At 67.5% G+C, this 26,171-nt stretch carries 25 protein-coding genes, 1 other RNA gene and 1 riboswitch; of the genes, 15 read left to right on the top strand and 11 right to left on the bottom strand.

Translation table 11 applies throughout. The annotated features are described in order from the left end of the window. Window positions 1-18 precede the first annotated feature (18 nt). From HPA01S_RS11840 to HPA01S_RS11810, 7 genes are read right to left on the bottom strand one after another with little or no spacing between them, the layout of a single operon-like run. Window positions 19-801 carry an ABC transporter ATP-binding protein gene (locus HPA01S_RS11840; protein WP_066270160.1) on the bottom strand — a complete coding sequence of 261 codons (783 nt, stop codon included), beginning with the start codon at window positions 799-801 and terminating at the stop codon, window positions 19-21. Then, window positions 798-1,799 carry a FecCD family ABC transporter permease gene (locus tag HPA01S_RS11835; RefSeq protein ID WP_066270155.1) on the bottom strand — a complete coding sequence of 334 codons (1,002 nt, stop codon included), beginning with the start codon at window positions 1,797-1,799 and terminating at the stop codon, window positions 798-800. The genes HPA01S_RS11840 and HPA01S_RS11835 overlap by 4 nt, the downstream gene beginning before the upstream one ends. Further along, the gene (locus tag HPA01S_RS11830; RefSeq protein ID WP_066270154.1) at window positions 1,796-2,680 is read right to left on the bottom strand and encodes an ABC transporter substrate-binding protein; all 885 of its coding nucleotides are present in this window, start codon (window positions 2,678-2,680) and stop codon (window positions 1,796-1,798) included. The genes HPA01S_RS11835 and HPA01S_RS11830 overlap by 4 nt, the downstream gene beginning before the upstream one ends. After that, window positions 2,680-3,249 carry a bifunctional adenosylcobinamide kinase/adenosylcobinamide-phosphate guanylyltransferase gene (locus tag HPA01S_RS11825; protein WP_066270149.1) on the bottom strand — a complete coding sequence of 190 codons (570 nt, stop codon included), beginning with the start codon at window positions 3,247-3,249 and terminating at the stop codon, window positions 2,680-2,682. Before HPA01S_RS11825 ends, HPA01S_RS11830 begins: the two co-directional genes overlap by 1 nt. Then, window positions 3,242-4,075: a cobalamin-binding protein gene (locus HPA01S_RS11820; RefSeq protein ID WP_066270148.1), complete on the bottom strand. Its 834-nt coding sequence runs from the start codon at window positions 4,073-4,075 to the stop codon at window positions 3,242-3,244. Before HPA01S_RS11820 ends, HPA01S_RS11825 begins: the two co-directional genes overlap by 8 nt. After that, the gene (locus tag HPA01S_RS11815; protein WP_066270147.1) at window positions 4,072-5,418 is read right to left on the bottom strand and encodes a cobyrinic acid a,c-diamide synthase CobB; all 1,347 of its coding nucleotides are present in this window, start codon (window positions 5,416-5,418) and stop codon (window positions 4,072-4,074) included. Before HPA01S_RS11815 ends, HPA01S_RS11820 begins: the two co-directional genes overlap by 4 nt. Before the next feature lie 13 nt (window positions 5,419-5,431). Then, a complete protein-coding gene (locus HPA01S_RS11810) occupies window positions 5,432-7,282 on the bottom strand; it encodes a TonB-dependent receptor domain-containing protein (RefSeq protein ID WP_066270145.1) in 1,851 nt (616 codons plus the stop codon). A gap of 79 nt (window positions 7,283-7,361) precedes the next feature. Beyond that, window positions 7,362-7,619, bottom strand: a riboswitch (cobalamin riboswitch). A gap of 50 nt (window positions 7,620-7,669) precedes the next feature. Here HPA01S_RS11810 and HPA01S_RS11805 point away from each other — a divergent pair. The 4 genes from HPA01S_RS11805 (at window position 7,670) to HPA01S_RS11790 (ending at window position 9,360) form a co-directional block, all read left to right on the top strand. After that, window positions 7,670-7,909: a hypothetical protein gene (locus HPA01S_RS11805; protein ID WP_066270143.1), complete on the top strand. Its 240-nt coding sequence runs from the start codon at window positions 7,670-7,672 to the stop codon at window positions 7,907-7,909. Window positions 7,910-7,944: 35 nt separating this feature from the next. Next, the gene (locus HPA01S_RS11800; protein ID WP_066270240.1) at window positions 7,945-8,289 is read left to right on the top strand and encodes a cell division protein ZapA; all 345 of its coding nucleotides are present in this window, start codon (window positions 7,945-7,947) and stop codon (window positions 8,287-8,289) included. A 73-nt stretch (window positions 8,290-8,362) separates the two neighbouring features. Next, window positions 8,363-8,542: non-coding RNA, 6S RNA (gene ssrS, locus HPA01S_RS11795), on the top strand. Between the two features lie 2 nt (window positions 8,543-8,544). Next, the gene (locus HPA01S_RS11790) at window positions 8,545-9,360 is read left to right on the top strand and encodes a sulfite exporter TauE/SafE family protein (RefSeq protein ID WP_066270142.1); all 816 of its coding nucleotides are present in this window, start codon (window positions 8,545-8,547) and stop codon (window positions 9,358-9,360) included. Between the two features lie 25 nt (window positions 9,361-9,385). Here HPA01S_RS11790 and rraA read toward each other — a convergent pair whose 3' ends face one another. After that, a complete protein-coding gene (gene rraA, locus HPA01S_RS11785; RefSeq protein WP_066270140.1) occupies window positions 9,386-9,886 on the bottom strand; it encodes a ribonuclease E activity regulator RraA in 501 nt (166 codons plus the stop codon). A gap of 257 nt (window positions 9,887-10,143) precedes the next feature. Between rraA and HPA01S_RS11780 the strand changes: the two genes are divergently transcribed. The 4 genes from HPA01S_RS11780 to HPA01S_RS11765 all read left to right on the top strand — a co-directional run bounded on the left by HPA01S_RS11780 (window position 10,144) and on the right by HPA01S_RS11765 (window position 15,653). Further along, the gene (locus HPA01S_RS11780; protein WP_066270139.1) at window positions 10,144-10,620 is read left to right on the top strand and encodes an SWIB/MDM2 domain-containing protein; all 477 of its coding nucleotides are present in this window, start codon (window positions 10,144-10,146) and stop codon (window positions 10,618-10,620) included. A gap of 165 nt (window positions 10,621-10,785) precedes the next feature. Continuing rightward, window positions 10,786-12,591, top strand: a complete 1,806-nt coding sequence (locus tag HPA01S_RS11775) for an adenylate/guanylate cyclase domain-containing protein (RefSeq protein ID WP_157084990.1) — start codon at window positions 10,786-10,788, stop codon at window positions 12,589-12,591. Between the two features lie 18 nt (window positions 12,592-12,609). Further along, complete coding sequence (locus HPA01S_RS11770) at window positions 12,610-13,662, top strand: phosphatase PAP2 family protein (protein WP_066270136.1); 1,053 nt, start codon at window positions 12,610-12,612, stop codon at window positions 13,660-13,662. Then, window positions 13,659-15,653 (top strand): S8/S53 family peptidase, encoded by a 1,995-nt coding sequence (locus HPA01S_RS11765; protein WP_157084989.1) that lies wholly within the window; start codon window positions 13,659-13,661, stop codon window positions 15,651-15,653. The genes HPA01S_RS11770 and HPA01S_RS11765 overlap by 4 nt, the downstream gene beginning before the upstream one ends. Before the next feature lie 45 nt (window positions 15,654-15,698). Here the strand turns inward: HPA01S_RS11765 and HPA01S_RS11760 are convergent, their stop codons facing one another. The 3 genes from HPA01S_RS11760 to HPA01S_RS11750 form a co-directional block, all read right to left on the bottom strand. Next, on the bottom strand, window positions 15,699-16,346 hold the full coding sequence (locus tag HPA01S_RS11760) for a Crp/Fnr family transcriptional regulator (protein WP_066270134.1): 648 nt from the start codon (window positions 16,344-16,346) through the stop codon (window positions 15,699-15,701). Between the two features lie 6 nt (window positions 16,347-16,352). Continuing rightward, window positions 16,353-16,958, bottom strand: coding sequence for a helix-turn-helix transcriptional regulator (locus HPA01S_RS11755; RefSeq protein WP_066270131.1), 606 nt, complete (start codon window positions 16,956-16,958; stop codon window positions 16,353-16,355). A gap of 180 nt (window positions 16,959-17,138) precedes the next feature. Further along, window positions 17,139-18,854, bottom strand: a complete 1,716-nt coding sequence (locus tag HPA01S_RS11750) for a thiamine pyrophosphate-binding protein (RefSeq protein ID WP_066270128.1) — start codon at window positions 18,852-18,854, stop codon at window positions 17,139-17,141. 35 nt (window positions 18,855-18,889) lie between these two features. On the opposite strand from HPA01S_RS11750, the gene HPA01S_RS11745 reads away from it, so the two are divergent. The 7 genes from HPA01S_RS11745 (at window position 18,890) to HPA01S_RS11715 (ending at window position 26,151) form a co-directional block, all read left to right on the top strand. Further along, window positions 18,890-19,540, top strand: a complete 651-nt coding sequence (locus HPA01S_RS11745; RefSeq protein WP_066270126.1) for a TetR/AcrR family transcriptional regulator — start codon at window positions 18,890-18,892, stop codon at window positions 19,538-19,540. Between the two features lie 79 nt (window positions 19,541-19,619). Then, window positions 19,620-20,627, top strand: coding sequence for a Bug family tripartite tricarboxylate transporter substrate binding protein (locus HPA01S_RS11740; protein WP_066270125.1), 1,008 nt, complete (start codon window positions 19,620-19,622; stop codon window positions 20,625-20,627). Between the two features lie 21 nt (window positions 20,628-20,648). Beyond that, complete coding sequence (locus tag HPA01S_RS11735; RefSeq protein WP_066270124.1) at window positions 20,649-21,149, top strand: tripartite tricarboxylate transporter TctB family protein; 501 nt, start codon at window positions 20,649-20,651, stop codon at window positions 21,147-21,149. Window positions 21,150-21,202: 53 nt separating this feature from the next. Continuing rightward, window positions 21,203-22,702, top strand: a complete 1,500-nt coding sequence (locus HPA01S_RS11730) for a tripartite tricarboxylate transporter permease (protein ID WP_066270122.1) — start codon at window positions 21,203-21,205, stop codon at window positions 22,700-22,702. After that, a complete protein-coding gene (locus HPA01S_RS11725) occupies window positions 22,699-23,529 on the top strand; it encodes a sugar phosphate isomerase/epimerase family protein (protein WP_066270120.1) in 831 nt (276 codons plus the stop codon). The genes HPA01S_RS11730 and HPA01S_RS11725 overlap by 4 nt, the downstream gene beginning before the upstream one ends. Continuing rightward, window positions 23,526-24,884, top strand: coding sequence for an enolase C-terminal domain-like protein (locus HPA01S_RS11720; protein WP_066270118.1), 1,359 nt, complete (start codon window positions 23,526-23,528; stop codon window positions 24,882-24,884). The genes HPA01S_RS11725 and HPA01S_RS11720 overlap by 4 nt, the downstream gene beginning before the upstream one ends. A gap of 295 nt (window positions 24,885-25,179) precedes the next feature. Next, window positions 25,180-26,151 (top strand): tripartite tricarboxylate transporter substrate binding protein, encoded by a 972-nt coding sequence (locus HPA01S_RS11715; RefSeq protein WP_066270116.1) that lies wholly within the window; start codon window positions 25,180-25,182, stop codon window positions 26,149-26,151. Window positions 26,152-26,171 lie beyond the last annotated feature (20 nt).

Raw genomic sequence — 26,171 nt, 5'->3', positions numbered from 1 at the left:
GAATGACTCCGAAAAAAATCAGCGGGGCAGCGCAACCCACTGGTCGCCCAGCGGGTGGATGGCGATGCGGTGGTCGAACACCTGCTCAAGGGCCTGGTGGGTGGCGGGATCATCGCTCGCGCCGCAGTGCGCCACGCGCCCCTGGGCCATCACGACCAGCTGGTCTGCGTGCAGCGCCATGCCGATCTCGTGCAGCACGCTCACCACCGTCTTGCCCTGCGCCACCAGCTCGCGCACCAGCAGCAGCCAGTCGGCCTGGTGCGGCGGGTCGAGGTTGGCCAGCGGCTCGTCCATCAACAGCACGTCGGCCTGCACCGCGAGCAGGCGCGCCAGCAGCACCCGCTGGCGTTCGCCGCCCGAGAGTGCGCCCAGCGAGCGGTCGCGCCAGTCCCAGGCCTGGGTGGCGCGCAAGGCCTGTTCGACGGCCACGCGGTCGGCATCCGACGGCGCGGCCAGCCAGGCCTGGTGCGGCAGGCGGCCCAACATGGCCACGTCCCAGACGCTGAGGTCTTCGCCACCCGACTCGCCCTGCCCCAGCCACGCCAGGCAACGCGCGCGCTCGCGGCCGCGCCACTGCGGCAGGGGCCGGCCTTGCAGTTGCACCTCACCGCTGTGCGGCAGCAGGCCGGCCAGGGTCTTGAGCAGGGTGGACTTGCCCGCGCCGTTGGGGCCGACCACGCTGGCCCAGCGGGCGGCCGGCAACGGCAAGTCGATGTCGTGCAACACCGGCGTACCGCCCAGCGCCACGCCAATGCCCTGCGCGTGCAGCGCCGCCGTCGGTGTGTGGAGGGTGCGGCTCACAGGCCCGCTCCCGGCCGGCGGCGGTGCATCAGCCACAGCAGGTAACTGCCGCCGAGCACCGCGGTGAGAACGCCCACCGGCAGTTCCTGCGGCGCGATGATCCAGCGCGCCAGCACGTCGGCCGACATCAGCAGCAGCCCTCCCATGAGCGCGCTCAATACGATCAGCCGGCCGTGTGTGGTCTTGACGATGGATCGCACCAGGTGTGGCGAGGCCAGGCCCACGAAAGCAATGAGGCCGGTCTGCGCCACCGCAGCACCGGTGGCCAGTGCGAGCACCGCCACCAGCACCGCGCGCACGGCGTACAGCGGCAGGCCCAGGCTGATGGCAGTGGCCTCGCCCAGCGCCAGGCCATCGAGCACGCGGCCCAGCGATGCCGCGACCAGCACTGCAGCCAGCAACATGGCAGCCATCACGCCGCAGGCGGCCCAGCCGACAAAGCCGGTGCTGCCGAGCATGAAGCCCTGCATGGCCTGCAAGGTGTCGGGTGAAGCGATGGTGACCAGATCGCGCGCGGCACCCAGCACCACGCCGACGATGACCCCGGCCAGCAGCAGGCGCAGCGTGTGCTGCACGCCCTTGGCCAGCGTGAGCGTGAGCACCACGCCCACCACCGCGCCGGTGAAGGCCGCGCCCGTCAGGCCCAGGCGCACCAGCCACTGGGTGGCGAACGGCGTGCTGCCGAACAGGGCCAGCGCCAGCGCCACGCCCAGGGCCGCGCCCGAGGCGCTGCCGAGAAGATACGGATCGGCCAGCGGGTTGCGGAACAGGCCTTGCGCCACCGCGCCCGCCAGCCCCAGCAGCGCGCCGGCCACCCAGGCCCCCAGGGTGCGCGGCAGGCGGATTTCCCACAGGATCTGCCAGGCCACCGGGTCTTTATGGGCGTTCAGCACGCTGTCGAACCCGGTGCTGCCCACGCCCACGCCCAGCACCAGCGCGGCCAGGGCCACCAGCAGCAAGGCGCCGCCGAGCCAGAGGCTGTGCCGCGCCCCGCTCACCGCACACCTTTCGAGGCGATGCAGCGCGCCATGATGCGCGCGGCCTCGGCCATGCGCGGGCCGGGACGGATCAGCACGTCGGACTCTTCGGTGGTGAAGACGCAGATGCGTTGATCGCGCACCGCCTGCATGCTGCGCCAGCCCGGGCGCTGCGCAAGGCCATGCACGTTGCGCGCGCCCACCATGATCAGGTCGGGATTGTTGCGCACCACGTACTCGGGGTTGACGCGTGGAAACGGGCCCATGGCGGGCACCACGATGTTCTGCAGGCCCAGCCGCGCCATCATCTCGCCGATGAAGGACTGCGTGCCGGCCGCATAACCACCGGCACTCACCTCGTAATACGCCCGCAGGCCACGCACGCCCGGCGGCAGCGACTGCGCCGCGGCCGACACGCCGGCATCGATGGCGCGCCAGATGCGCTGCGCGTCGGGCACTTCGAGCAGCTCACCGAGCTTGCCCATCACCCGCTGCGCGTCGGCCGAGCTGCGTGGTTCCATGGCCAGCACCTTGACGCCGAGCGACTCCAGCCGCTGCACGCCACGCGAGGAGGTGGCCATCAGCACCACGTCGGGCTTCAAGGCCACGATGGCTTCGATGTTGGGGTCGATGCCGCCTCCCACCTGCGGCAGGGCACGCACCGAGGCCGGGAAGTTGGAGTAACGGTCCACCCCCACGAGGCGGTGGCACTGGCCGAGTTCACACACCGTTTCGGTGAGCGAAGGCAGCACGGACACGATGCGTTGCGGCGACTGCGCCAGCGTCACGCTGACGCCACGGTCGTCGGTGATCTGGATTCCGGCCGCATGCAACACGCCGGCGGACGGCGCCAGCAGCGCGAACGCGATCACCCAGCGGAAGCAGAAAAAGAGACGGGCCATCAGGCAGGCGCTTTCAGAGTCAGGGGAAGGCCGGCGGCCATGAGCGTCACACGCTCGCTGGCGGCCGCCACGGCCTGGTTGAGCGCGCCGAGCGCGTCCACAAAGGCGCGCACCTCGCGCCCCATCGGAATCACACCCAGGCCGATCTCGTTGCCCACCAGCACCACCGGGCCGGGCACGGCGGCAATGGCCTGGCACAGCGCCAGCGTTGGCGCCGCGGGGTCCACGGCGTCCACACCTTCGGCCGGCATGGTGAGGTTGGTCAACCAGAGCGTGAGGCAGTCCACCACCACCAGGGTTTGTGCCGCGCTGTGCAGGGTGAGTGTTTCGGCCAGCGCGCGCGGTTCTTCCACCGTCAGCATGCCGGGCACACGCTCGGCGCGGTCGCGCTGGTGGCGCGCGATGCGCTCGCGCATCTCGTCGTCCCAGGCCTGGCCGGTGGCGATCAGCACCGTGCGGTGGTCGAGTGCCGCGCTCAGCCAGTGGCGCGCGATCAGCTCGGCGCGGCGCGACTTGCCGCTGCGCTGGCCGCCGAGGATGAACTCGCTGCGGGCAATGGGCTCAGCCATGTTGCTGCATCCAGTGTGTGACGATGCGGTGCATCTGATTGACTCCGTCGGTGAGCGCGGCCGGGCCGGGCTGCAGGATGTCGGCGGATTTGATCTCGAACAACTGGCCGTTCTTCACCGCCGGCACGTCCGACCAGCCCGCGCGTGCCGCCACCTTCTCGGGCCGGAACTTCTTGCCGCACCAGGAGCCGATGACGATGTCGGGCTGGCGGCGCACGATCTCGGCACCGTCGGCAATGATGCGGTTCTTGCCGAGCGGCATGGCCGCGAGTTCGGGGAACACGTCGTCACCACCCGCAATGCCCAGCAGCTCGGACACCCAGCGGATGCCGCTGATGTGCGGCTCGTCCCACTCTTCAAAAAACACCCGCGGCCGGCGCTTGCCACCGGCCTGCAGCGCCTGCACATCGGCACGGATGGTCTCGAGCCGGCTGCGGCTGTCGGCGATCCAGGCCAGGCCGGCTTCGGCGCAACCCACCATCGCGGCGACCTGGTAGAGCATGGAAAAAATCTCTTCCACGCTGCGCTGGTTGAACACCGTCACCTGCACGCCGGCGCGGATGAGCTCGGCGGCGATGTCGGCCTGCAGGTCGGAAAAGCCGAACACGCAGTCGGGCCGGAGCGCCAGAATTTTGTCGATCTTCGCGCTCAGGAAAGCGCTGACCTTGGGCTTTTCCTCGCGCGCGCGGCGCGGCCGCACGGTGTAGCCCGAGATGCCGACGATGCGCTGCTCCTGGCCCAGCAGGTAGAGCCACTCGGTGGTTTCTTCGGTGAGGCAGACGATGCGCTGCGGGCCCGGGCTGGCGTGGCGGTGGCTGCTGCTCATGCGCCCTCCGCCGGCAGGAACAGCGACGCGGTGGCCGCCGGACTGGACGCAAACCAGGCATGGAAATAACTGGCCTGCAACGAACCCTGGCGGTACACCGCCTCGCCCAGCCCACGCACCCCGCCGCGTTGGGATTCGGTGTGCAGGGCCGGCGCCAGCGGCGATTCGCAGCGCGAGTAATGGAAGGTGTGGCCACGCAGGCTGCCGGCCGGCAGCGTGAGCTGCTGCGGCCCGAGTGCGGCCAGCCGCGGCTGCACCAGCACGCGGCCGGGCAACAGGTCCCAGCCGGCGTGCGAGGTCCCATCCACCGTCACCAGGGTTTCGAACAGCGGCATCATGCCGCCACATTCTGCCCACAGCGGCCGGCCAGCGGCCACGTGTGCGCGCAAGCCCGGCGCGGTGTGTCGGCTGGCACTGAGGGTGGCGGCGTGCAGCTCGGGGTAACCGCCCGGCAACCAGACCGCGTCGCAGGCGGGCACCGGTTCGTCGGCCAGCGGCGAAAAGAAACACAACTCGGCGCCCAGTGCGCGCAGCACGTCCAGGTTGGCCGGATAGACAAAACAGAAGGCGGCGTCCTGCGCCACCGCGATGCGGCGGCCCTGCAGCAAGGGTGCGGTCGCCGGTGCCGGCTCGGGTGCTGCAAAAGCCACCGACCAGGCTTGCAGCGCGGCGCTGTCCATGCGGCCCAGCGGCGTGGCGGCGAGCGCATCGGCGGCCGCATCGAGCCGCGCCAGCGCGTCGGGCAACTCGGCCGCCACCGTCAGGCCCAGGTAGCGCTCGGGCAAGGAAAACGCGGCGTCGCGTGGCACGGCGCCCAGGAAGGGCGAGGCCTGGCCACCGCCGCCTCCAGCGAGTGCGCCTTGCAGCATCTCGGCATGGCGTTCGCTGGCCACGCGGTTGGCCAGCACACCCGCCCACGGCAGGCCGGGGCGGAAGTGCTGCAGGCCGAAGGCCAGCGCACCGAAGGTGCCGGCCATGGCGGAGGCGTCGATCACGGCCATCACCGGCAGGCCGAAGCGCTGCGCCAGATCGGCCGCGCTCGGCTCACCGTCGAACAGGCCCATCACCCCTTCGACCACGATCAGGTCGGCCTCGCCCGCAGCGGCGTGCAGGCGCGCGCGCGCATCGGCTTCGCCGGTCATCCAGAGATCGAGGTTGTGCACCGCATGCCCGCTGGCCAGGGCCAACCAGTGCGGGTCGAGAAAATCGGGCCCGCATTTGAAAGCGCGCACACGCCGGCCGGCGCGCGCATGCAGGCGCGCCAATGCCGCGGCCACGGTGGTTTTGCCCTGGCCGGAAGCCGGGGCCGCCACCAGAATGGCCGGGCAATGGTGGGGCGTCATGCGCGGTGAATCTTCAGAGCGGTGCCCACTTCAGGCCCACATACACCGTGAGGCCCGCGGTGGCGTAACCACGGGCGGTCTGGTAGGTCTTGTCGCCGAGGTTGTCCACGCGACCGAGCACGGTCCAGTCGGAGGCAACGCGCTTGCTTGCGTAAGCGTTAACCAGCCCGTAACCAGCCATACGCTGGCGGTTTGCCGCGTCGTTGAAACGCCGGCCCACCAACTCCATCTCCGTGCCCACAGTCCAGCCTGCTACTTGTGTGTCCACACCCAGCTTGGCCATTTCTCGGGGTCGGCGTGCCAGCTCCCGGCCTGTGTCGAGATCTTTGGGGTGCTGCCAGTCGATGGAGCCGTGCAGTGCGAACTTGCCGAGCTTTCCATCGGCGGCGACGGTCACTCCCGAGTACTCCGCTCGGGCCGTGTTGCCGTAACAGCCCGCTCGCGCACCCACACCGTTGATGCACGAACCTGGCCCACCGACGTAGGTGATGAGATCGGACACCTTGTTGCGATAAGCGACAACGCTGAAGTGGCTGCCACCGACGTCACGCTTCACACCCACTTCGACGTTCCGGGCCGTTTCGGGTTTGAGCGAAGGGACACCGTAAATGCTGAACCGTTGGTACAAAGTCGGCACACGAAACGCAGATCCGGCCGAGGTTGTGAGGCTCCAGCCTGGAACGAACGCGTAGGCGTAAGCCGCGCTGCCCGTCGACTTCGCTCCGAACTCGCTGTCGCGGTCATGACGCGCATTGAGTTGCACGCTGTGCTTGCCGGTCTGCCAGCCGTACCCCAGCGCCACCGCATTCTGTGACCGGTCGGTCGTCGGCGGAGTGGTGTCCACGTTGGCGAACTTGTCTTCACGCCGCTCAAGCGACGCCGTCACGTTGTGCTCGCCCAAGCGCCACTGGTTCAACCAGAGGTAATTGCTCAGACGGGTTTTCGTGAGGTAAGGAGACGGACGGGTTTCATACCGGTCCGTGCCCTCACTGACACTGACCTGCGTGCTGTAGACATCGCTCCATTTGGCAGACCACTTCAGACTCGACGTGGTCAACTCGGACAGCGCGTGATCGTCTCGGCGGGAATTGGAGGCGTCGTACTGCGCATCCATCTTGCTGGACAGCAAGGTCATGTCCAGCCTATGCCCTGGGACCAGCTTCAAGCCCAGCTTCGCAGATACAGCCTTGCTGCGATAACCGTCGCGGTCGGGGTTGCCAGCGGGTTGGGCATTGAAGCCGGTGCTGGTCTCGCGCGTGACGCCGAGTGCGTAGTCCCAGACGCCCGACCCACCGACAAAACCTGCATCCAGCTTTCGAGTGCCATAGGTGCCAGCACCCACCTCAACCCAGGGGAAGAAACCCTCCTGGCCCTGCCTCGTGAAAATCTGGATCACGCCGGCGATCGCGTCTGAGCCGTAGACCGCAGCGGCCGGGCCTCGCAGCACCTCGATGCGATCGATCTGAGACAGCGGAATGGCGTTCCAGCTGGCACCGCCGCTGGTGCTTTGCGATTCGATGCGAACACCGTCCACGTACACCGCCGTGAAGCGAGTCTCACCACCACGCAGGTACACGCTGGTTGAGGCGCCTGGTCCTCCGTTGCGGCTGATCGAAACACCTGGCACCCGAGCCAGCATGTCGGCGATGCCGGTGGCACCACTGCGGTCGATGGTCACGCGGTCGACGATCGTGATGTCGGCGACCACGTCCGTCAGGGCTTGCTCAACCCGCGTGGCCGTGACCACCGTTTCTTTCAGAGAAGCCTCGGCAGGCGAAGCGGAGGACGTTTGGGCGTGGGCAGCGGACGCGCTGAAGCCGGCCAGCAGTGCCAGCGGCAGCACGGCCAGGGTGCGGTTTTTCATTTTGAGGAGAGCAGCGAGAGAGCCTTCACCATCGTCCCCGACAGTGCATGGGCGTCACGGCGGCGCGGCCGTTGCCGGACGTACCACCACCTTGTTGGCCGGTATCCGGGCTGACAGAACGACCTCCATCGCCTTCCCGGAAAACAAGGCGGTTTTCCAGTGGCTGCGTGATGAAAGCTGGGACACCGTACGCGCCTGCTGGCGCCGCCCGTGTCCCGCCTGCTTACCGTTGCGGGGGCAGCGCAGGTTAGGTTCATCCCGGGGATGGGCCCTCCTGCTTCCCGTTGAACTGCGGCATGTGAACCACACCGCGAGCACCAACAGGGGCCATTCTAAGTCGCGCCCACCTGGGGCAACCCTACAATGCGAAAACTTCGAGTCACGACCATGGCCGACCCCAAGCACATTGACCAGATCACCGAACGCGTAGAGCGCCTGCTGCTGCGCCACGAGGAACTGCAACGCACCAATGCATTGCTGGTGGAACAGGTGCACGCGTTGCAGGCCGAGCGCGACTCGCTCAAGTCCCGGCTGATGGCGGCACGTGCGCGCATCGACGCCCTGCTCGACCGCCTGCCACCCGGCCTGGGCGACACCCCCCAAGATTCCAGCAAGGAGCGTTCGTGAACAAGCCCGGCAGCAAGCAGCTCGAAGTGCAGATCATGGGCCAGAGCTACCTGCTCTCGTGCCCGCCGGGCGGCGAAGCCTCGCTGCTCGACGCGGTGGAGCGCGTGGACACCGCCATGTGCCGCATCCGCGACGCCGGCAAGGTGAAGGCGCGTGACCGTATCGCGGTACTGGCCTCGCTCAACCTGGCGTTCGAGCTGTCGCAGAAAGAAGCCGAGAGTTTCCAGGCTTCGTCGTTCGGCCAGGCCGAGGGTGGCGGCTTCGCCGAGGCCGGTGGAGGCTTCGACAGCGAGCCCCTCGACCCGCAGACACAGGCGCGCGTGGAAGACCTGATGCGCCGCCTCGACCAGACGCTGGACAAGGACGGACGCCTGCTCTGAGGCACCGTCGGTCAGCGCAAAAAAATAGATGGCCCCATGGGCCGCCGAGCCCGCGTGCAGCGCCTACAATTTGAACCGTCTGCAGTGCGCGCCGGGCTTTATATTTCCTTGAACCAATGCTCATAGAGCCCGGGCTTGGTACATTGCGTGGCTGGTGCGAGCGTCTCGCGTCAGACGAACCCGAAGCCACGCTGCCCTTGCCCACCTGAACCCCGGTTCAGGATGCCGGTCCGGCGGCACTTGCAGACACCTTTCATGCCCCTGGATCCCGTTCTCATCATCGAGCTGGCCGCACTCGGCCTCGGCACCGGTTTTCTCGCTGGCCTGTTGGGCATTGGTGGCGGCATGCTGATGGTGCCCTTCATCACCTTCATCCTTGCCGACCGCGGGATCGAAGCAGACCTCGCGGTCAAGATGGCCATCGCCACCTCCATGGCCACCATCATCTTCACGTCCATCTCCAGTGTGCGCGCGCACCACAAGCGCGGCGCGGTGCGCTGGGACATCGTGAAGGGTCTGGCGCCCGGCATCGTGCTCGGCTCGGCCATCGCCAGCCTGGGCATCTTCTCCCTGCTCAAGGGCGCCTGGCTGGCCCTGTTCTTCGCCGCCTTCGTCAGCTTCTCGGCCACGCAGATGCTGATCGACAAGAAACCCAAACCCACACGCACCCTACCCGGCACACCCGGCCTGGTCGGTGCCGGCAGCGTTATCGGCATGCTCTCCGGCCTGGTCGGAGCGGGTGGTGGTTTTGTCAGCGTGCCCTTCATGACCTGGTGCAACGTGACCATCCACAACGCGGTGGCCACCAGCGCGGCGTTGGGCTTTCCGATTGCACTGGCCAACGCGGTGGGTTATGTGATCGCAGGCCAGGGTTTGACCGACCTGCCGGCCGGCTCCATCGGCTACATCTACCTGCCCGCGCTGGCGGTGATCGCCGTCTTCAGCGTGCTGATGGCGCCGGTGGGCGTGAAGGCCGCACACGCCTTGCCCGTGAAGTCGCTCAAGCGCGTGTTCGCCTGCCTGCTGTACATGCTGGCCACCTACATGCTCTACAAGGGCGTGACCGCCTGAGCCTGAGCCTGTTCGTGGCGGTGGTTCACAGCGCGCGGTCGGCGATCACGATGCCGTCTTCGTCGGCGTAGAGCCAGTCGCCCGGCCGTACCCACACACCCTGGATCTGCACGGCCACATCGCGCTGGCCTTCGTTGCGTTTTTCGGTCGGCAGCGGCATCGAGGCCAGTGCACGAACGCCCACCGGGCTCAGCGCCAGCTCGGCGACGTCGCGTACGCAGCCGTCGATCACCACCCCGGCCCAACCATTGCGTGCGGCCGCCGCGCCCAGGTTGCCGCCGAGCAAGGCGCGGCGCAGCGAACCGCCACCGTCCACCACCAGCACCCGGCCGTCGCCCGCACTGTCCACCGCAGCCTCCACCAGCGTGTTGTCCTCAAAACATTTGACGGTCACCACCGGCCCGGCAAAGCGGCGGTGCGCGCCGAAATCGCGGAACACGGGAGGCAGCACGCGGAACGCGCCGGAGCCATCGTTCTTGTGCAGATCGCAGAGGTCGCAGGTGGCAAAAGCGGTGGGCGTGGTCATGATGGAACTCGCAAAAAAAACGTCCGGCAATTGCTGGCGATTGGAGCAGAAACGCTCCCAGAGGCAGACGGGCTGCGGCTCGCCCGACAGCAAGTGTTGTTTTCCCAGCCAAAAAACCACTTCTGGCGCGCGCAAAGCCAGAAAAAAACGCGCTCGCCACCTTGGATTGCTGCAGCAACTCCATTAGCATCCGAGACACCAGTGAGAAAGCGCGTTTTCCGCTGGGGAATCGTCAACTTCTAGAAGGAAATTCAATCATGGCAACTGCGAAAAAAGCACCCGCTAAAAAAGCGGCTCCGGCCAAGAAAGCCGCCGCTCCTGCGAAGAAGGCCGCTCCGGCCAAGAAGGCAGCCGCTCCGGCAAAGAAAGCCGCTGCACCTGCGAAGAAGGCAGCCGCTCCGGCCAAGAAGGCAGCCGCTCCTGCGAAGAAGGCCGCTGCACCTGCGAAGAAGGTCGCTGCGAAAAAAGCCGCTCCCGCCAAGAAGCGCACCCCCAACGCTGCGTTCATGAAAGCGCTGACCCCCAGCGCCGCTCTGGCCGCCATCGTGGGCAACTCTCCGCTGCCACGCACCGAAGTCACCAAGAAGATCTGGGACTACATCAAGAAGAACAAGCTGCAAGACTCGGTCAACCGCCGCATGATCAACGCCGACGCCAAGCTGAAGGAAATCTTCAAGAAGGCCCAGGCTTCCATGTTCGAAATGACCAAGCTGGTCAACGAACACCTCAAGTGATCTGCGTGTCCACGCACCCCCGGGGTGCGGAAAACCGATCCCAAAAGCCGGCGCAAGCCGGCTTTTTTTCGCCCCTGCGCGCCCGTCAGCGCGCTGCCAGGGACTTGTGAGACACTGCAGCCGCCTGTCCTGTAGCTGTTTTTCCGGCCAATGGCCCCTACTCCCGTGACCGCAACACCCTCCTCCACTGGCATGGGAGACCTGCCACCCCTGCCGCAGCAGCGGCACAAGGTCGTGCTGGTCATCGACCTGGTGGAGTCGGTGCGGCTGATGGCCGCCAACGAGGCGGCGGTGGTCAACCACTGGCGCGGCTTCGTGCACCACGCCACGTCCAAAGTGCTGCCAGCCTGCCATGGCCGCATGGTCAAGAGCCTGGGCGACGGCATGCTGATCGAGTTCGACCAACCCACCGAAGCGGTGCGCGCCGCGTTCACGCTGCACCAGTACTTCGTGCCGCTGAACCAGACGCTGCCCTCCGCACAACAACTGCACCTGCGCGCTGGGCTCAACGCCACCCACCTGTACGCGGACGAGAACGACGTCTACGGCCATGGCGTGAACCTGGCGGCGCGCGTGGCCGACCTCGCAGCGCCGGGCGAGACCGTGATCACCACCAGCGTGTTCGACGGCATCGTGATCGGTGTGGACGCCGAAGTCGAAGACCGCGGCGAGAACTACCTCAAGCACTGGCCCGAGCCGGTGCGGGCCTGGGCGCTGTACCCGGTGTCCAGCCATTCGACGGCGGTGCGGGCCCAGGTGCCCGAGAGCGCCAGCACCGATTTCCGGCCCTCGCTCGCCGTGGTGCCGTTCGAGACACGCAGCCACGCAGCCGAACAGTTCGTCATCGGCGAACTCATCGCCGACGGCGTGATCGCCCAGCTCTCGCGCAGCCAGGACCTGCGCGTGATCTCGCGCATGTCCACCACCGCTTTCCGCGGCCGCCACAGCAGCACCGAACAGATCGGCCAGCACCTGGACGCCAGCTTCGTGCTCGGCGGCAGCTACGTCACCTATGGCGACAAGGTGGTCATCATGGCCGAGCTGGCCGACCGCCGCCGTGGCGAAGTGATCTGGGCCGAACGCCTCACTGGCGACACGCGTGACTTGCTGGAAGCACAAAGCAGCCTGCTTGATACCCTCTGCTCGGCCTGTGCCAGGGCCTTGCTCAACAACGTGGTGCAACGCACCCTGGTGCTGCCGGTGCCGCAGCTCGACAGCAACGCCCTGATGCTGGGCGGCATCACGCTCATGCACCGCTCGACGCCGCGCGACCTGCAGCGCAGCCACCAGTTGCTCGAAGCCGTGGCCGAACGCCACAAGCGCGTGGCCACACCCTGGGCCTGGCTGGCCAAGTGGCACATCATGCAGGTGGTGCAAGGCCTGTCGGGCGAACCCGCGCGGGACTTCAAACGCGCCATCGACACCGCCGACCGCGCGCTCGACCTCGAACCCAGCAGCTCGCTCGCCATGGCCATCAAGGGCCATGCCCTGTGCCACCTGGGCGAAGACGTGGACGCCTCGCACCGTTTGCTGCAGGAAGCCACGCAGAGCAACCCGAACGACCCCATGGCCTGGCTGTACAACAGCGTGTGGTCGACCATGTGGGGCACGCCGGAAGACTCGATGACGGAAGCAGAGAACGCGCTGCACTTGTCGCCGCTCGATCCGCAGAAGTACTATTTCGAGATGATGCTGGCGAATAGCTATTTGGGACTTGGTCGGTTGCAACAAGCGATCGACCTGTGTCTTTCGTCACTGAAGAAGAACCGCTATCACTTGCCCACGATCCGCGCGCTGCTCATCTCCCAGTATGAGATTGGTGAAATGGAAGAAGCACGCAAGACGTTCGAATTGGTGCGTTCGCTTCAACCAGACTTGACTGTCGCCAAGTATTTGGCCTCCGGAAGCCAGAGTCCCATGCGGCAGCGTGGCGCACGAGCCCTAGCAAACTTGGGCCTTCCACACGATTAACTCAACGAGGAGAACAACATGAGCGGTGGAGTCAGCGGCGGCGTGAGCGGTGGTGTCAGTCAGGTGGCAATCAACGCAATCGGCAACGCCGAAGCCCTCATCCTCAGCCGTGCAGCCATCGTCGGCCCCTACAACGGCCCCGTGCTGCACGCCACGGAACCCGGCTTCGACAAACCGGCCAACCTCGCGCTCTGGGGCGAGGGCCCGCGTGTGCAGGCCTGTTTCACCGAACTGCTGGAAGGCCTGCTGTTCAAGACCAACAACGGCAGCAAGCAGGCCACGCTGGAGTTTGCCAACCTGCAGGCCAGCAACATCCAGCGCAAAGCGCTGGTGCGTTTGCGCGCGCCGAGCAAGGCGCAGTTCAAGAAACAACTCGAGCTGGTGGCCGCGTATGCCGACCTGCGCATGGACCGCTCGGCGGAAATCCTGGCGCAGATGAAGCCGCCGGTGGAGTTCTGGTCGTCCGTGGTCGGCCTGCAGCCGCACCGCCACAAGAAGACGCTGGAGCTGATGGACCTGGTGTTCCAGCTCTGCGTGCACGTGGAGATGCGCTTCAAGCAGATTTTCGCGTCCATCCGGCCGATGGTGTTCTCGCCGCAGATCCAGCCCGTGATCCCCACGCCCGGCCATGGCAGCTGGCCCAGCGGCCACGCCACCGAGGCGTTTGCGGTCGCGGAGCTGCTCGAAGCCCTGCTCAACGCGGCCTCCACCGGCACCACGCACAACGGCAGCGAGAGCCGCGAGCAGTTGCAGCGCCTGGCCGCGCGCATCGCCACCAACCGCGTGGTGGCGGGTGTGCACTACCCGGTGGACAGCGCGTGTGGCCGCCTGCTGGGCACGGCGCTGGCCGAGTTCCTGGTGGCGCGCGCCACCGGCAAGCGTGTGCACGAACGCGGCTTTGACGGCCGCCTGTTCGAAAACGCCGACGGCACACCGATGGACTTCAACCTGCACGCACCGATGGACCAGACCCATGGCAGCGCCTACACCCGTGCCGCCGCGAGCACCGGCGTGGGCAACGCGCCACTGCTGGCCTGGTTGTGGGAGGGCGCGCTCAAGGAATGGGCGTGAGCGCGGCCGCGCCGCGCCGCGCGAACACACGGACAGCGCCCGTCGGCCCGCAGTGGCAACCGCTGCCCACCGGGCCTTTCACCGGCATCGACTGGAGCGCGCCAGGCGCCATCAACAACGAAGACCCGTATCTGGTCTGGGCCGAGGCGAACCGTTTCGCGGGCTACCACGGCGGGCCCGACCACTCGCTGCCAACCTGGTTGCCGATCGTCATCGAGCTGAGCGCCGACGCAGACATCCCGGCGCTGGTGGCGGCCAGCTCCATCCGCTGGCTGCAGGTGCCGCGCGTCTACCTCAACGTGCAGGGCCTGCGCTTTTGCAGTGCGCACGTGAAGCCGCGCTTTTTTGACAAGCTGCGCAGCGATGCCCACCTGCGTGGTCTGGTGAAGCGGTTTGAACTCGGCTTGCCGGTGGACCACCACACGCGTCCGCTGCTCGACCCCTGCACGCCCGGCTGTCCGCCGGTGCATGCGCCCGGCCTGCTCCACGGCCCGGTACTCGGGTTGATCGACGGCGGCCTGGCCTTCGCCAACCAGCAATTCCTCAACCGCCATGGCCGCGCCCGCGTCAAACACTTCTGGCGCCAGGACCAGAGCGAGCCCTGCATCTGGCCGGGCAACCGGCCGCACGTGTGCGAACCGCTCAACCCGGCGCGCGCCGGCCCGACGCCGCCCGACATGGGCTACGGCCACGAGCTGTCGGGCGCCGCCATCGACGCCGCCATGGCGGCGTACACGCATGGAGGTCAGCTGGACGAAGCCGCCCTGTACGAACAGCTGCAACTGCGTGACCTGAGCCGGCCGGTCAACCACGGCACCCATGTGATGGGCCTGGCCAGCGGCAAGGGCCTGCCCCTGCATCCACTGGACGATGCCGCCAGCCAATGCGACCTGGTGGCGGTGCAGCTGGACTGGTCCAACGTGGTCGACACCTCGGGCGGCGCGATGAACGTGAGCGTGCTCGACGGCCTGCTGTACATCCTGGCGCGCTGCAGCCCCGGCGCGCAGGTGGTGGTGAACATCAGCTGGGGCACGCTGGCCGGCCCGCACGATGGCACCTCGGTGCTGGAAGCGGCGATGGACCAGCTCATCGAACTGCTGGGTGGACGCCTGCAGATCGCGGTACCGGCCGGCAACGCCTACCAGAGCCGCACCCACGCAAACGCGCAGTTGCCGGCCCGTGCCATCAAGCCTGAAACGGGCGCCGTGGCCCTGCACTGGCGCGTGCAACCCGACGACCGCACCGAGAGTTACCTGGAGATCTGGTTGCCCGAGGGGGCGAAAGACGTGCGGCTCAAGATCACACCACCGGGCCAGTCCGAAGCCCTTCCCGCCCTGCGCATGGGCCAGGGCCGTGTGTGGCTGGACGCACAGGGTGCACCGCTGTGCGGCCTGATCTACCCCAAACACAGCGCGATCGGCAGCCATGGCACCTGTGCCCTGCTGGCCGTGGCACCCACCTTCAGCCGGGACGCTTCGGTGGCCACCACGCCCTGCGGCGTGTGGAAGGTGGAACTGAGCAACCACGATGGCCAAGCCACGCTGTTCGATGCCTACATCGAGCGCGACGACGTGGCGCTGGGCCAGAACACCGGCGCACGGCAGTCCTACCTGGAAGACCCACGCTACGACACCAGCGGCAACATCGAAAGCTTCGTGGACCAACCCGGCAACCCCACGCCGATCCGGCGCAGCGGCACCTTCAACAGCCTCTCGACCGGCCAGTACCCGGTGAGCGTGGGAGGCGTGCGCGTGGCCGCATCACCGGGCGGCCACTTTGCGCTGTACTCCCCGCGCAAGCCCGACCCCGACGCCGGCCGCCCGCAGCGGCCCAGGGTGAAAAAAGTGCCCGAAACGCTGCAGGCATCGGACGACAACCCGGCCCTGTGGGGCCTGCTCGGACCGGGCAGCCTCAGCGGGAGTGCGGTGCGCCTGGCGGGCACCAGCTCGGCGGCGCCCTTGCAGGCGCGCAAGATCTTCAACGCGCTCTGACGCGGGCCCGTGCCACCCCGGCACGCGGCAGCCGCGCCGGGGTGCTCACCACTTCGCCGGCAGCGGCTTGTTCAGCACGATCCAGCGCTCGCGCACGGTGATGTAACCGCCGGTCTCCAGGTCCTTGAGCAGGCGGCTCACCATCTCGCGCGAGCAGGCCAGGTGCTGCGCCATCTGCTGGTGTGTGAGGCGCTCTTTCAAGGCACGCCGGCCCTGGCTGTCCGGCGGATGGGCCATGGTGTTGAGCAGGCGCACCAGGCGGCCGTAGACATCGATCAGCGCCACGCTGCGCGCGCTGTCGGTGGCCAGGCGGGCGCGGCGGATCAGGCGCGCCATGAGTTCGAGCGCAAATTCGGGGTGGGTGGCGATGTACTCCAGCAGCGTGGCGCGGGTCACCACCGCGCAGGTGCTGGCCTCGGTGGCTTCCACGTTGGCCGAGCGCGGCCCGCCGTCGAGCGACATCTCGCCCACATACTCCAGCGGGCCGTACATGCCCAGGGTGAGTTCACGGCCCTGGTTGTCGGAAACGAACGCACGCAGGCGCCCCTGCAGCACGATGTACAGGGTATCCCCGGTTTCGCCTTCCTGGATCAGCAGGGCACCGCGCCGGTAACGGCGCGGCGTGCCGAGGTCGGCGAGCGCTTCAATGTGGTGGGTGTCAGGCGGACAGAAAGGCGTTGCGGCGGCGGGCATCCAGGCTCACGGGTGGGAAAACTCCGTGGCATTGTGCGGCATGGGCGTGATGATGCGCAAGGCGGGGACCACCGGCGGCAGGCTGTTGATCCGGTGCAGCAGTCGCCGGATGCTGGGCGCGTTGGCTTTCTCGCGCAGCGTCTTGATCTGGCTGCGGATGGTGGATTCGGCCACGCTGTGCGATTTGGCGATCTCGGCGATCTGCCAGCCGCGGCATAGGCCCAGCAGCACCGACTCTTCGCTCGGGCTCAGGTTCAGGCTGCGAGCGAACATGCGCACCGCCAGGTTGTCGCAGACGTTCTGGCGCGACATCATCACCAGCACCGACGGCGCGTCGGCCTCCAGCGGGTGGCTCAGCGGCGTGAAGGCCAGCGACAGTTCCTTGTCGCCCTCGGTCAGCATCAGCAGCTTGCGCTGGCCGCGGAACGAGGATTCCATGGCCTGCTGGATCTGCGCGGTCAGGCTCGCGTTGCTGCCGAGCAGGCTGTTGCCGTAGGACATGACGATGCGGCCATTGGCCAGCTCGTGCCGCCCCAGGTGGTTGGCGTGCAGGATGCGGCCCTGCGCGTCGATGATCAACATGCCGTAGTCGATTTCGTCGAACGCGCGCATGAGTTGCTGCGGCCCGAGCGGCGAGCGTCCTCCCTGGCTGGCTGACGGATCTGACGCGCCGCCCCACGTTTTGTCAGCTGCTTGCCACATGAACTACCCCTTTTTTTTGTTGGACGGTGCAGTCTAGGCAGCGCATGCCTTCTCGAGCTGTGCGTGGCTGCCGGGCTCCCTGTGCGGTATTCACATCGTAGTACCGCGCTGGCTGTTTTGCGCGTTTTGCCGGATGGCACTGAGCGTGCCGCGGGTGGTGATCACATCCACATCCAGCAGCACCTCGATCAGGCTGCCGCCGGGCGCGGCCAGCGCGCGTTGCAGCGCGGGCTCGAACTCGGCCGTGTGCGTGATGCGCTCGGCCGCATATCCGTAGGCACGGGCGAGCGCGCAGAAATCCGGGTTGGACAGGCCCGAGCCGCTCACGTGCGCCGGGTACTCGCGCTCCTGGTGCATGCGGATGGTGCCGTAGCTGCTGTTGTTGAGCAGCAGCACGATGCTCTTGCCGCCGTGCTGCACCGCCGTGGCCAGCTCCTGCCCGTTCATGAGGAAGTCGCCATCACCCGCGATGGTGAACACGGTGCGGCCGGTGAGCAGGGACGCGGCGATGCCGGCCGGCACGCCGTAGCCCATGGCGCCGTTGGTGGGCGCGAGCTGCGTCTTGTGCCCCTTGGCCAGGCCGTGGTACTGGAAGAAACGGTGCATCCAGCTGGCGAAGTTGCCGGCGCCGTTGGTGAGCACCGCGTCCGCCGGCAGGTGTTTCTGCAGGGTGTGGATCAGGGCCGGCATGTCGATGCTGCCGGGCAGCACGATGCCGCCGTTGGCCGGGTCCACGTTGGCCAGGTGGTCGGCGTGGCAGGCCTCGGTCCACGCAGTCCAGGGCAGGGTGGGTGGTGCGGACAACACCTCCAGGCTGCGCGCGGCGGCGTTCATGGTGGCGTTGATCGCCAGCACCGGCTGGTACACGCGGCCCAGTTCTTCGGCGCTGGCGTGGATGTGCACCAGCTTCTGCTTCGGCAACGGCACCTCCACCAGCGTGTAGTTGCTGGTGGTGGCTTCGCCCAGGCGCGGGCCGAGCGCGATCAGCAGGTCGCACTCGCGCACGCGGCGCGCCAGCGCCGGGTTGATGCCCAGGCCCACGTCGCCGGCGTAGAGCGGGTGGTGGTTGTCGAAGGTGTCCTGGAAACGCAGCGCATTGGCCACGGGCAGTTGCCAGTTTTCGGCGAAGCGCTGCAGCGCAGCCGCGGCCTGCGGCGTCCAGCCGCCACCGCCGGCGATCACCAGCGGGCGTTCGCTTGCCAGCAGCAGCGTGCGCAGTTCACGCAATGCGCCCGGGTCGCTCCAGGCCTGCACCGGCTCCACGCGCGGCAGGGGTTCGGCGTCCACCTGCTGCATCAGCATGTCTTCGGGCAACACCAGCACCACCGGGCCGGGGCGGCCGTTCATGGCGGTGGCGAAGGCGCGTGCCACGTATTCGGGAATGCGGCGCGCATCGTCGATGCGCTCCACGCGTTTGGCCATGCCCTTGGTGGAGGGGCCGAAGAAGCTGCTGTAGTCGAGTTCCTGAAACGCCTCGCGGTCGCGTGCGTCGCTTGCCACGTCGCCCACGAAGAGCACCATGGGCGTGGAGTCCTGGAACGCGGTGTGCAGGCCGATGGAGGCGTTGGTCGCGCCCGGCCCGCGCGTCACGAAACACACGCCGGGCCGGCCGGTGAGCTTGCCCTGCGCCTCGGCCATGAAGGCGGCGCCGCCTTCCTGCCGGTTGGTGATGAAACGGATGCGGTCGGCGTGGGCGTGAAAGCCATCGAGCACGGCCAGATAACTTTCACCCGGCACCCCGAAAGCGTGGCTCACACCCTGGACAATCAGACATTCGACAAGCAGGTGGCCAGCGATGCGGGTCATTTGACTTTATTAACCAATTGGAGAATTATCGCGGCATGAGTACTTCAGCCACACCGGTCCTGGAAGAGCGCCTGCGCGACGCCGACCGATCCCAGAATACCATCCTGAACGCGGCACGCGACGAGTTCTCGGAGCATGGTCTGGGCGGCGCGCGCATGGACCGCATCGCCGAGCGAGCGGGCCTGAACAAGCGCCTCATCTACTACTACTTCGAGGATAAGGAGCGCCTGTTCCAGGCCGTGCTGGAGCAGGCCTACCGCGACATCCGCGAGGCCGAACACGAGCTCAAGCTGCTCGACCTGAAGCCCGCCACCGCCCTGCGCCGGCTGGTTGAATTCACCTGGAGCTACTACCTCGAACACCCCGAGTTCATGACGCTGCTCAACAGCGCCAACCTGCACCGCGCGCGGCACCTGCAAGAGTCCGAGCGAGCGCGTGCGCTCAACTCGCCACTGATCGCCATGCTCAGCGAAGTGCTCGACCGCGGCCGCGCCGAAGGCAGCTTCCGCAGTGGCGTCGATCCGGTGCAGCTCTACGTCTCGATTGCCGGTCTGTCCTACTTCTACCTCTCCAACAACCACACGCTTTCGGCGATCTTCGGGCGCGATCTCATGACGCCCAAAGCACACAACGAACGGCTCTCGCACATGTGCGACGTGATCCTAGGGTATGTCCTGATCAACTGAGGCGGCGGGCCGCTTGACGGTGCAGGAGGTGGTTTTTAGTATTCACTGCTCGGTGAATTAAAACCTCTGGAGACAAGACATGAAGACCGCACTGCCCCTTCGTCATCTGTTGATCACCGCCCTGCTCGCCACCGCCTCGGCGGCTGCACTGGCGCAGTGGAAACCGGACCGACCGATCACCCTGATCGTGCCCTGGGCACCAGGTGGCTCCACCGACCAGGTGACGCGCGTGACCGCCGCCGAACTGGAAAAACACCTGGGCCAGAAGATCGTGGTGATGAACCAGCCCGGCGCCTCGGGCTCGGTGGGCACCAAGAACGCGATGGCCGCACCGGCCGACGGCTACACCTGGACCGCCGGCGGCGCCAAGGACCTGGGCACCTACAAGGTGCTGGGCATGCTCGACACCTCGGCCACCGACTGGAACCTGTACCTCAACGTGGCGCACATCGCGGTGGTCGGCGTCAATGCCGACGCGCCGTACAAGAACATGAACGAGCTGCTGGCGGCCATGAAGGCCAAGCCGGGCTCGGTGTCGGTGGCCACCGCGGGCGTGAACTCCAGCGGGCACTCGGCCATCGAGGCCATCGCGCGCGCGGCCGGCGTGACCTACAAGCACGTCACCTACGACGGTGGCGCACCCGCCGCCGTGGCCGCCGCCTCCGGCGAAACGGAGGTGACCACGCAGCTCGCGGCCGAACAGACCGACATGATCCGCGCCAAGCGCATCCGCCCGCTGGCGGTGGTGGGCGACAAGTCGATCGAGATCGAAGGCTTCGGCACCATCCCGCCGCTGTCGCAGTTCATCCCGGGCTTCAAGGACCCGATCAACTACTTCGGCATCTTCGTGCCCAAGGCCGCGCCGCCCGAAGTGGCGCAGACGCTCAACAAGATCTGGTCCACCGAAATGGTGAAGAGCGAGGCGCTGAAGAAGTACGCGCAGTCGCGCGGCGCGATGTTCGCGCCGATCGCGGGTGAAGACGCGCAGAAGGCGGTGTTCCCGGCCATCCAGTCCTACGCCTGGACGCAGCAGGCCGCCGGCAAGGCCAAGGTGTCGCCCGACACCGTGGGCATTCCCAAGCCCTGAACCCGCGCGGAACCCAACAACATGAGCGAGGGTGGAAAAACCGCCCGCTCCGACATCGTCGGTGGAGCGGGCTGGGTTGTGTTCGGCCTGGCAATCGTGATCGGCTCCGTCCGCATGGACCGTTACGAATCGATGGGCGCGGAGCTTTACACGATGCCGGGCTTCGTGCCCGGCATGATCGGCGGCCTGGTCGCGCTGCTGGGTGTGGTGCTGATGCTGCGCGGCTGGGCACGGCGCGGCAACGAAGCCGGCGCTGCGACCGAGCTGGAACCCGCCACGCCGCTGCTGAACCGACGCATCGTCATCACGATGCTGCTCGCGCTGGCCTACGCCGGCCTGCTGATCGGGCGCGCGCCGTTCTGGCTCGTCACCGCGCTGTTCGTCGCGACCTTCGTGGCGGTCTTCGCGCCCTCCGGCTCCAAGCCGCTGCGCCGCGCCACCGTGGCCGTGCTGGCCGGCGTGCTCACCTCGGCGGTGGTCACGCTGGTGTTCGAGCAGGTCTTCCTGGTCCGGCTTCCATGAAGCACGCCCGCTCGCTTGCTCGCTCGAAGCACCATTGAAACCACAAGAACACCATGTTTGACGGTCTGATCATGTTCGGGCAATCCATCGCGCGCTTCAGTGCGCCCGAGACGATTGCCTATGCCCTGCTGGCCTCGCTGATCGGTGTGGTGATGGGCGCCCTGCCCGGCCTCACCGCCACCATGTCGCTGGCGCTGATGACCACGCTCACGCTCAAGCTGCCGCCCAGCCAGGCGCTGCTGATCCTGATCTGCACCTACGTCGGCTGCATCTACGGCGGTTCACGCTCGGCCATCCTGCTCAACATCCCGGGCACGCCGGCCTCGGCCGCCTCCTGCCTCGATGGCTACGCGCTCGCGCGCCAGGGCCTGGCGGGCCGGGCCATGGGCATCGCCACCACCGGCTCGGTGATGGGCACGCTGATCGGCATGTTCTTCCTCGCCACGCTCACGCCGGTGCTGGGCAACATGGCGCTGCGGTTCGGCGCCTACGAGTTCTTCTGGCTCGCGTTCTTCGGCGTCATCATCGCCGGCACGCTCACCGGAGACGATCCGCTCAAGGGCTGGATCGCGGGCATCGCCGGCCTGTTCATCGCCACCATCGGGCAGGAACCGCAATACGGCTACGAGCGTTTCTCGTGGGGCATGCGTGATCTGGCAGGCGGCATCCAGCTGGTGCCGGCGCTGGTGGGCGCTTTCGGTTTCGCCGAACTGCTCACCGCCATGCGCGAGCGGCAGGCCGCGGTGAAGATCAGCGCCTTCGACACGGTGATTCCCCGCGTGCGCGACGTGCTGCAGTACTGGCGCACCATCCTGCGCTCGGGCCTCATCGGCACCGGTGTCGGCATCGTGCCTGGCGTGGGCGAGGACGTGGCGGCCTGGTCGTCCTACGCCGCCGCCAAACGCGCCAGCAAGGAAAAAGAGAAGTTCGGCAAGGGCTCTGTGGAAGGCCTGATGGCCGCCGAAACCGGCGACAACGCCTGCGTGCCCGGCGCCGTCATCCCGGTGCTCACGCTGGCCATTCCCGGCTCGGCACCCGCCGCCGTGCTGATGGCCGCGATGATCATCCACGGTGTTAAACCCGGCCCGCTGATCATGGTGGAGAACCCCAGCTTCGTGTACGACGTGGTGACCATGATGCTGTTCGCCACCATCGGCATCCTGATCTTCGGCCTGGTGCTCACCAAGGCGCTGGTGCAGGTGCTGCGTGTGCCGCAGCACCTGATCACGCCCATCGTCTTCGTGCTCTGCACCGTCGGCAGCTTCGCCATCGCCGGGCGCCTGTTCGACGTGTACGTGATGCTGGCCTTCGGCCTGATCGGCTTCTTCCTGCGCAACTACGGCTACCCCATGGCGCCGCTGGTGCTGGGCATCGTACTCGGCGACCTGCTGGAGAAGAACCTGCGCCGCGCGCTGATCCTCTCCGACGGCGATCTCTCGCCCTTCTTCACGCGCCCCATCGCCGGCTCGGTGGCCGCGCTGATCTTCGTCACCATCGCCTGGAAGCTCTGGTCGCTGTACGGCCGCCGCGCCGGCGCGCGGGCACCGGCATGAAACTCTCGCTCTGCAACGAGGTGCTGCTGCCGCTGCCGCTGGCCTCGCAATGCGCGGCCGCCGCGCGCATGGGTTACGGCGCACTGGAGGTGGCGCCCTTCACCCTGACCGAGCAGCCCGAAACCCTCGACTGCGCCGCCGCCCGCCGCCTGCGTGCCACCGCGCACACCGAAGGCCTGGCGATCTCCAGCCTGCACTGGCTGCTGGTCAAGCCCGAGGGCCTCTCGCTGGTGGGCCACGACGCGGCGCAACGCCAGCGCACGCTGGACCTGTTGCGCCGCCTGATCGACTTCACCGCCGCCTGCGGCGCGCGCGTGCTGGTGCACGGCTCGCCCAGACAGCGTTCACCCTCAGAAGGGCAAAGCCTGGCCGACGCCAGCGCGCGTTTTGAAGCCGCCATGGCCGAGTTGGCGCCGCACGCACAGGCGGCGGGCGTCGTCTACTGCATCGAACCGCTGGGCCGTTTCGAAACCCCGCTGCTCAACACCGTGGCCGAGGCCGCGGCCATGGTCGACCGCATCGGCTCGCCGGCCGTGCGCACCATGCTCGACGTCAGCGCGGCCTCGCACAGCGAGAGCGAGCCGGTGCACGAGGTACTGCGGCGCTTCCTCGACAGCGGCCACATCGCGCACGTGCAGCTGAACGACAGGAACCGCCGCGGCCCTGGCCAGGGCGATACCGACCAGCGCCCGGTGCTGCAGGCCTTGAAAGACCTGGACTACAGCGGCTGGGTCGCCGTGGAGCCCTTTGACTACCAGCCCGACGGCCCCGGCTGTGCCCGCGCCTCGGCCGACCATGTGTTCGAGATCTGGGGGGAGCTTTCATGACCGCCGTGAGCCTGCGTGTGCACGAGGTGCAGCTGTACCAGCGCCACGTCACCCTGCGCCTGCCGTTCCGTTTCGGTGCCGCCACCGTCACCCAATGCCCGCAGGCCTTTGTGCGCGTGATCGCCGAGGTGAACGGCCAGCACGTGGAAGGCGCAAGCGCCGAACTGATGGTGCCCAAGTGGTTCGACAAAAACCCGGCGCTCACGCACGAACAGAATTTTGAACAGCTGCGCGAGTCGGTGCGCAATGCCTGCGCCGCCGTGCTCGACACGCGCGAGCCGATGAGCCCGCATGCCTTGTCGCAGGCCGCCAGCGAAGCGGCGCTGGCGGTGTCGCTGGCGCGTGGCCTGCCGCCCCTGGCGGCGCAGTTCGGCCCGGCCCTGCTCGACAAGGCGCTGGCCGACGCGGCGCTGCGCGCGGCCAACCTGAGCTGGGTGGACGGCCTGCGCGCCGGTGCGCTGGGCGACCCCTGGAGCCCGCGGCTGGAGCCGGTGCGCGCCAGCCACGTGGTGCTGCGCCACACCGTGGGCCTGGCCGACCGGCTGGTGGAAAGCGACCCCGGCACTGACCCGCAAGACGGCCTGCCCGCCACGCTGGAAGCCGCCATCCGCCGCCACGGCCTGCACCACTTCAAGCTCAAGCTATGTGGCCAGCTGGAGGCCGACGTGGAACGCCTCACACGCATCGCCGAAGTGCTGCAACGCCTGGGTGGTGACTACCGCGTCACGCTCGACGGCAACGAAACCTTCAGCGACGCCACCGGCCTGGGCCGCTTCTGGCACGCGCTGCGCACCACGCCCGAGCTGACCGACATGCTGCGCCGCACGCTGCTGCTGGAGCAGCCGCTGGCGCGCGCGGTGGCGCTGCGCGAATCCATCGCCTCGCTCGGCATCGGTGTACCGGTGATCCTCGACGAGTCCGACGACCACGCCGGCGCGCTCGAAGAAGGCCTGGCCCTGGGCTACAGCGGCATCTCCAGCAAGGCCTGCAAGGGCATCTACCGTTCGCTGGCCAATGCCCACCGCATCGCGCAAGACCCGCGCCTGCTGCTCTCCGGCGAAGACCTGACCTGCCAGGCCGGCCTGGCGGTGCAGCAGGACACGCTGCTCGCCGCCAGCCTGGGCGTGCACCACATCGAGCGCAACGGGCACCACTACGTGGACGGTTTCGGCACCGCGCCGGCGGAAGAGGCGCAGGCGTTTGCCCAAGCCCACCCCGGCCTGTACGACACCTCGGCCAACGGGCGCGTGCACCTGGCGGTGCACGGCGGCCAGCTCGATCTGCAGTCGCTGCACGTGCCCGGCTTTGCACGGGCGGCGGCCCCCTTGTGGCGCGACCTGCAGCCACTCGCCTGAGCCGGCATCGCTGGCCCGGGCCGGGGGTGCACGGCGCACAAACTCACCAAACGGTTAATTCAGGCGACGAAACGGGCGAAACGGATGCACGGACCCATGCACGCAGATGCACCGCCGGCAGTGCGCAGGCGTACGCGCACCACATGGCAAATCACCAGTGCCAATCCCTAGGGTAAGTCCCCGGATTCGCTCTGGAAATTTCCGGTTGCGCGCCGATTCAGGTCACTTCTATAATTTGCACTATTCACCGAATAGTGAATTAATCAGGCAAAACACAACATCTATGGAGACAAGCATGAAACTGATCCAAGCCACCGCCCTGGCCGTTCTCGCCTTGGCCACCACCCTGCCCGCCACCGCCCAGCAGGCCTACCCGAACAAGCCGATCCGCGTGATCGTGCCGTTTGCGGCCGGCAGCACCACGGACATCATTGCCCGCGCCATCGCCGACAAGATGGGCCAGAGCATGGGCCAGACGTTGGTGGTGGACAACCGCGGTGGTGCCAGCGGCACCATCGGCCAGGCGGCGGTGGCCACGTCCGCGCCGGACGGCTACACGATCATGATTCACTCGTCTTCGCACACGGTGAGCCCGTCCACCTTTGCCAAGCTGTCGTTCGACACCATCAACGATTTCGCCGGCATCACGCCGATCTCTTCCACGCCCAACGTGCTGGTGATCGCGCCGAGCAAGAACATCAAGACGCTGCCGGCCCTGGTGGCCAGCGCCAAGGCCAACCCGGGCAAGATGAACTTCGCCTCCGCCGGCCAGGGCAGCGCCACCCACCTGAATGCCGAGAAGTTCAAGATGGCGGCGCAGATCGACGCGGTGAACATTCCGTTCAAGGGTTCAGCCGAAGCCATCACCGAAGTGCTGTCCGGCCGTGTGGACTACTACTTCTCGCCGATCTCGCCGGTGATCGGCCAGATCAAGGACGGCAGCCTGCTTGCCCTGGCCGTGGGTTCGCCGCGCCGCGCCAGCGCCCTGCCCGACGTGCCCACCACCGCCGAAGCCGGCGTGCCTGGCTCCGAATTCAACTTCTGGATCGGCATGATGGCGCCCGCCAAAACGCCACGCGACATCGTCAACCGCCTGCACGACGAAGTGGTGAAGGCCCTGGCCACGCCGGAGGTGAAAGAACGTTTCCTGAAGCTGGGCGCCGACGCCTGGACGCTCAAGCCCGAGCAGTTCGACGCCTACATCAAGGAAGAAATCAAGAGCAACGCCGCGCTGGTGAAAGCCGCCGGCCTGCAAGTCGCCAACTGACCGTTTTCAACCCACGGGTT

This window comes from Hydrogenophaga palleronii NBRC 102513 (assembly GCF_001571225.1).
In the GTDB taxonomy this organism is placed as follows: Bacteria; Pseudomonadota; Gammaproteobacteria; order Burkholderiales; family Burkholderiaceae_C; genus Hydrogenophaga; species Hydrogenophaga palleronii.
This window is presented reverse-complemented; position numbering and strand designations above follow the sequence as displayed.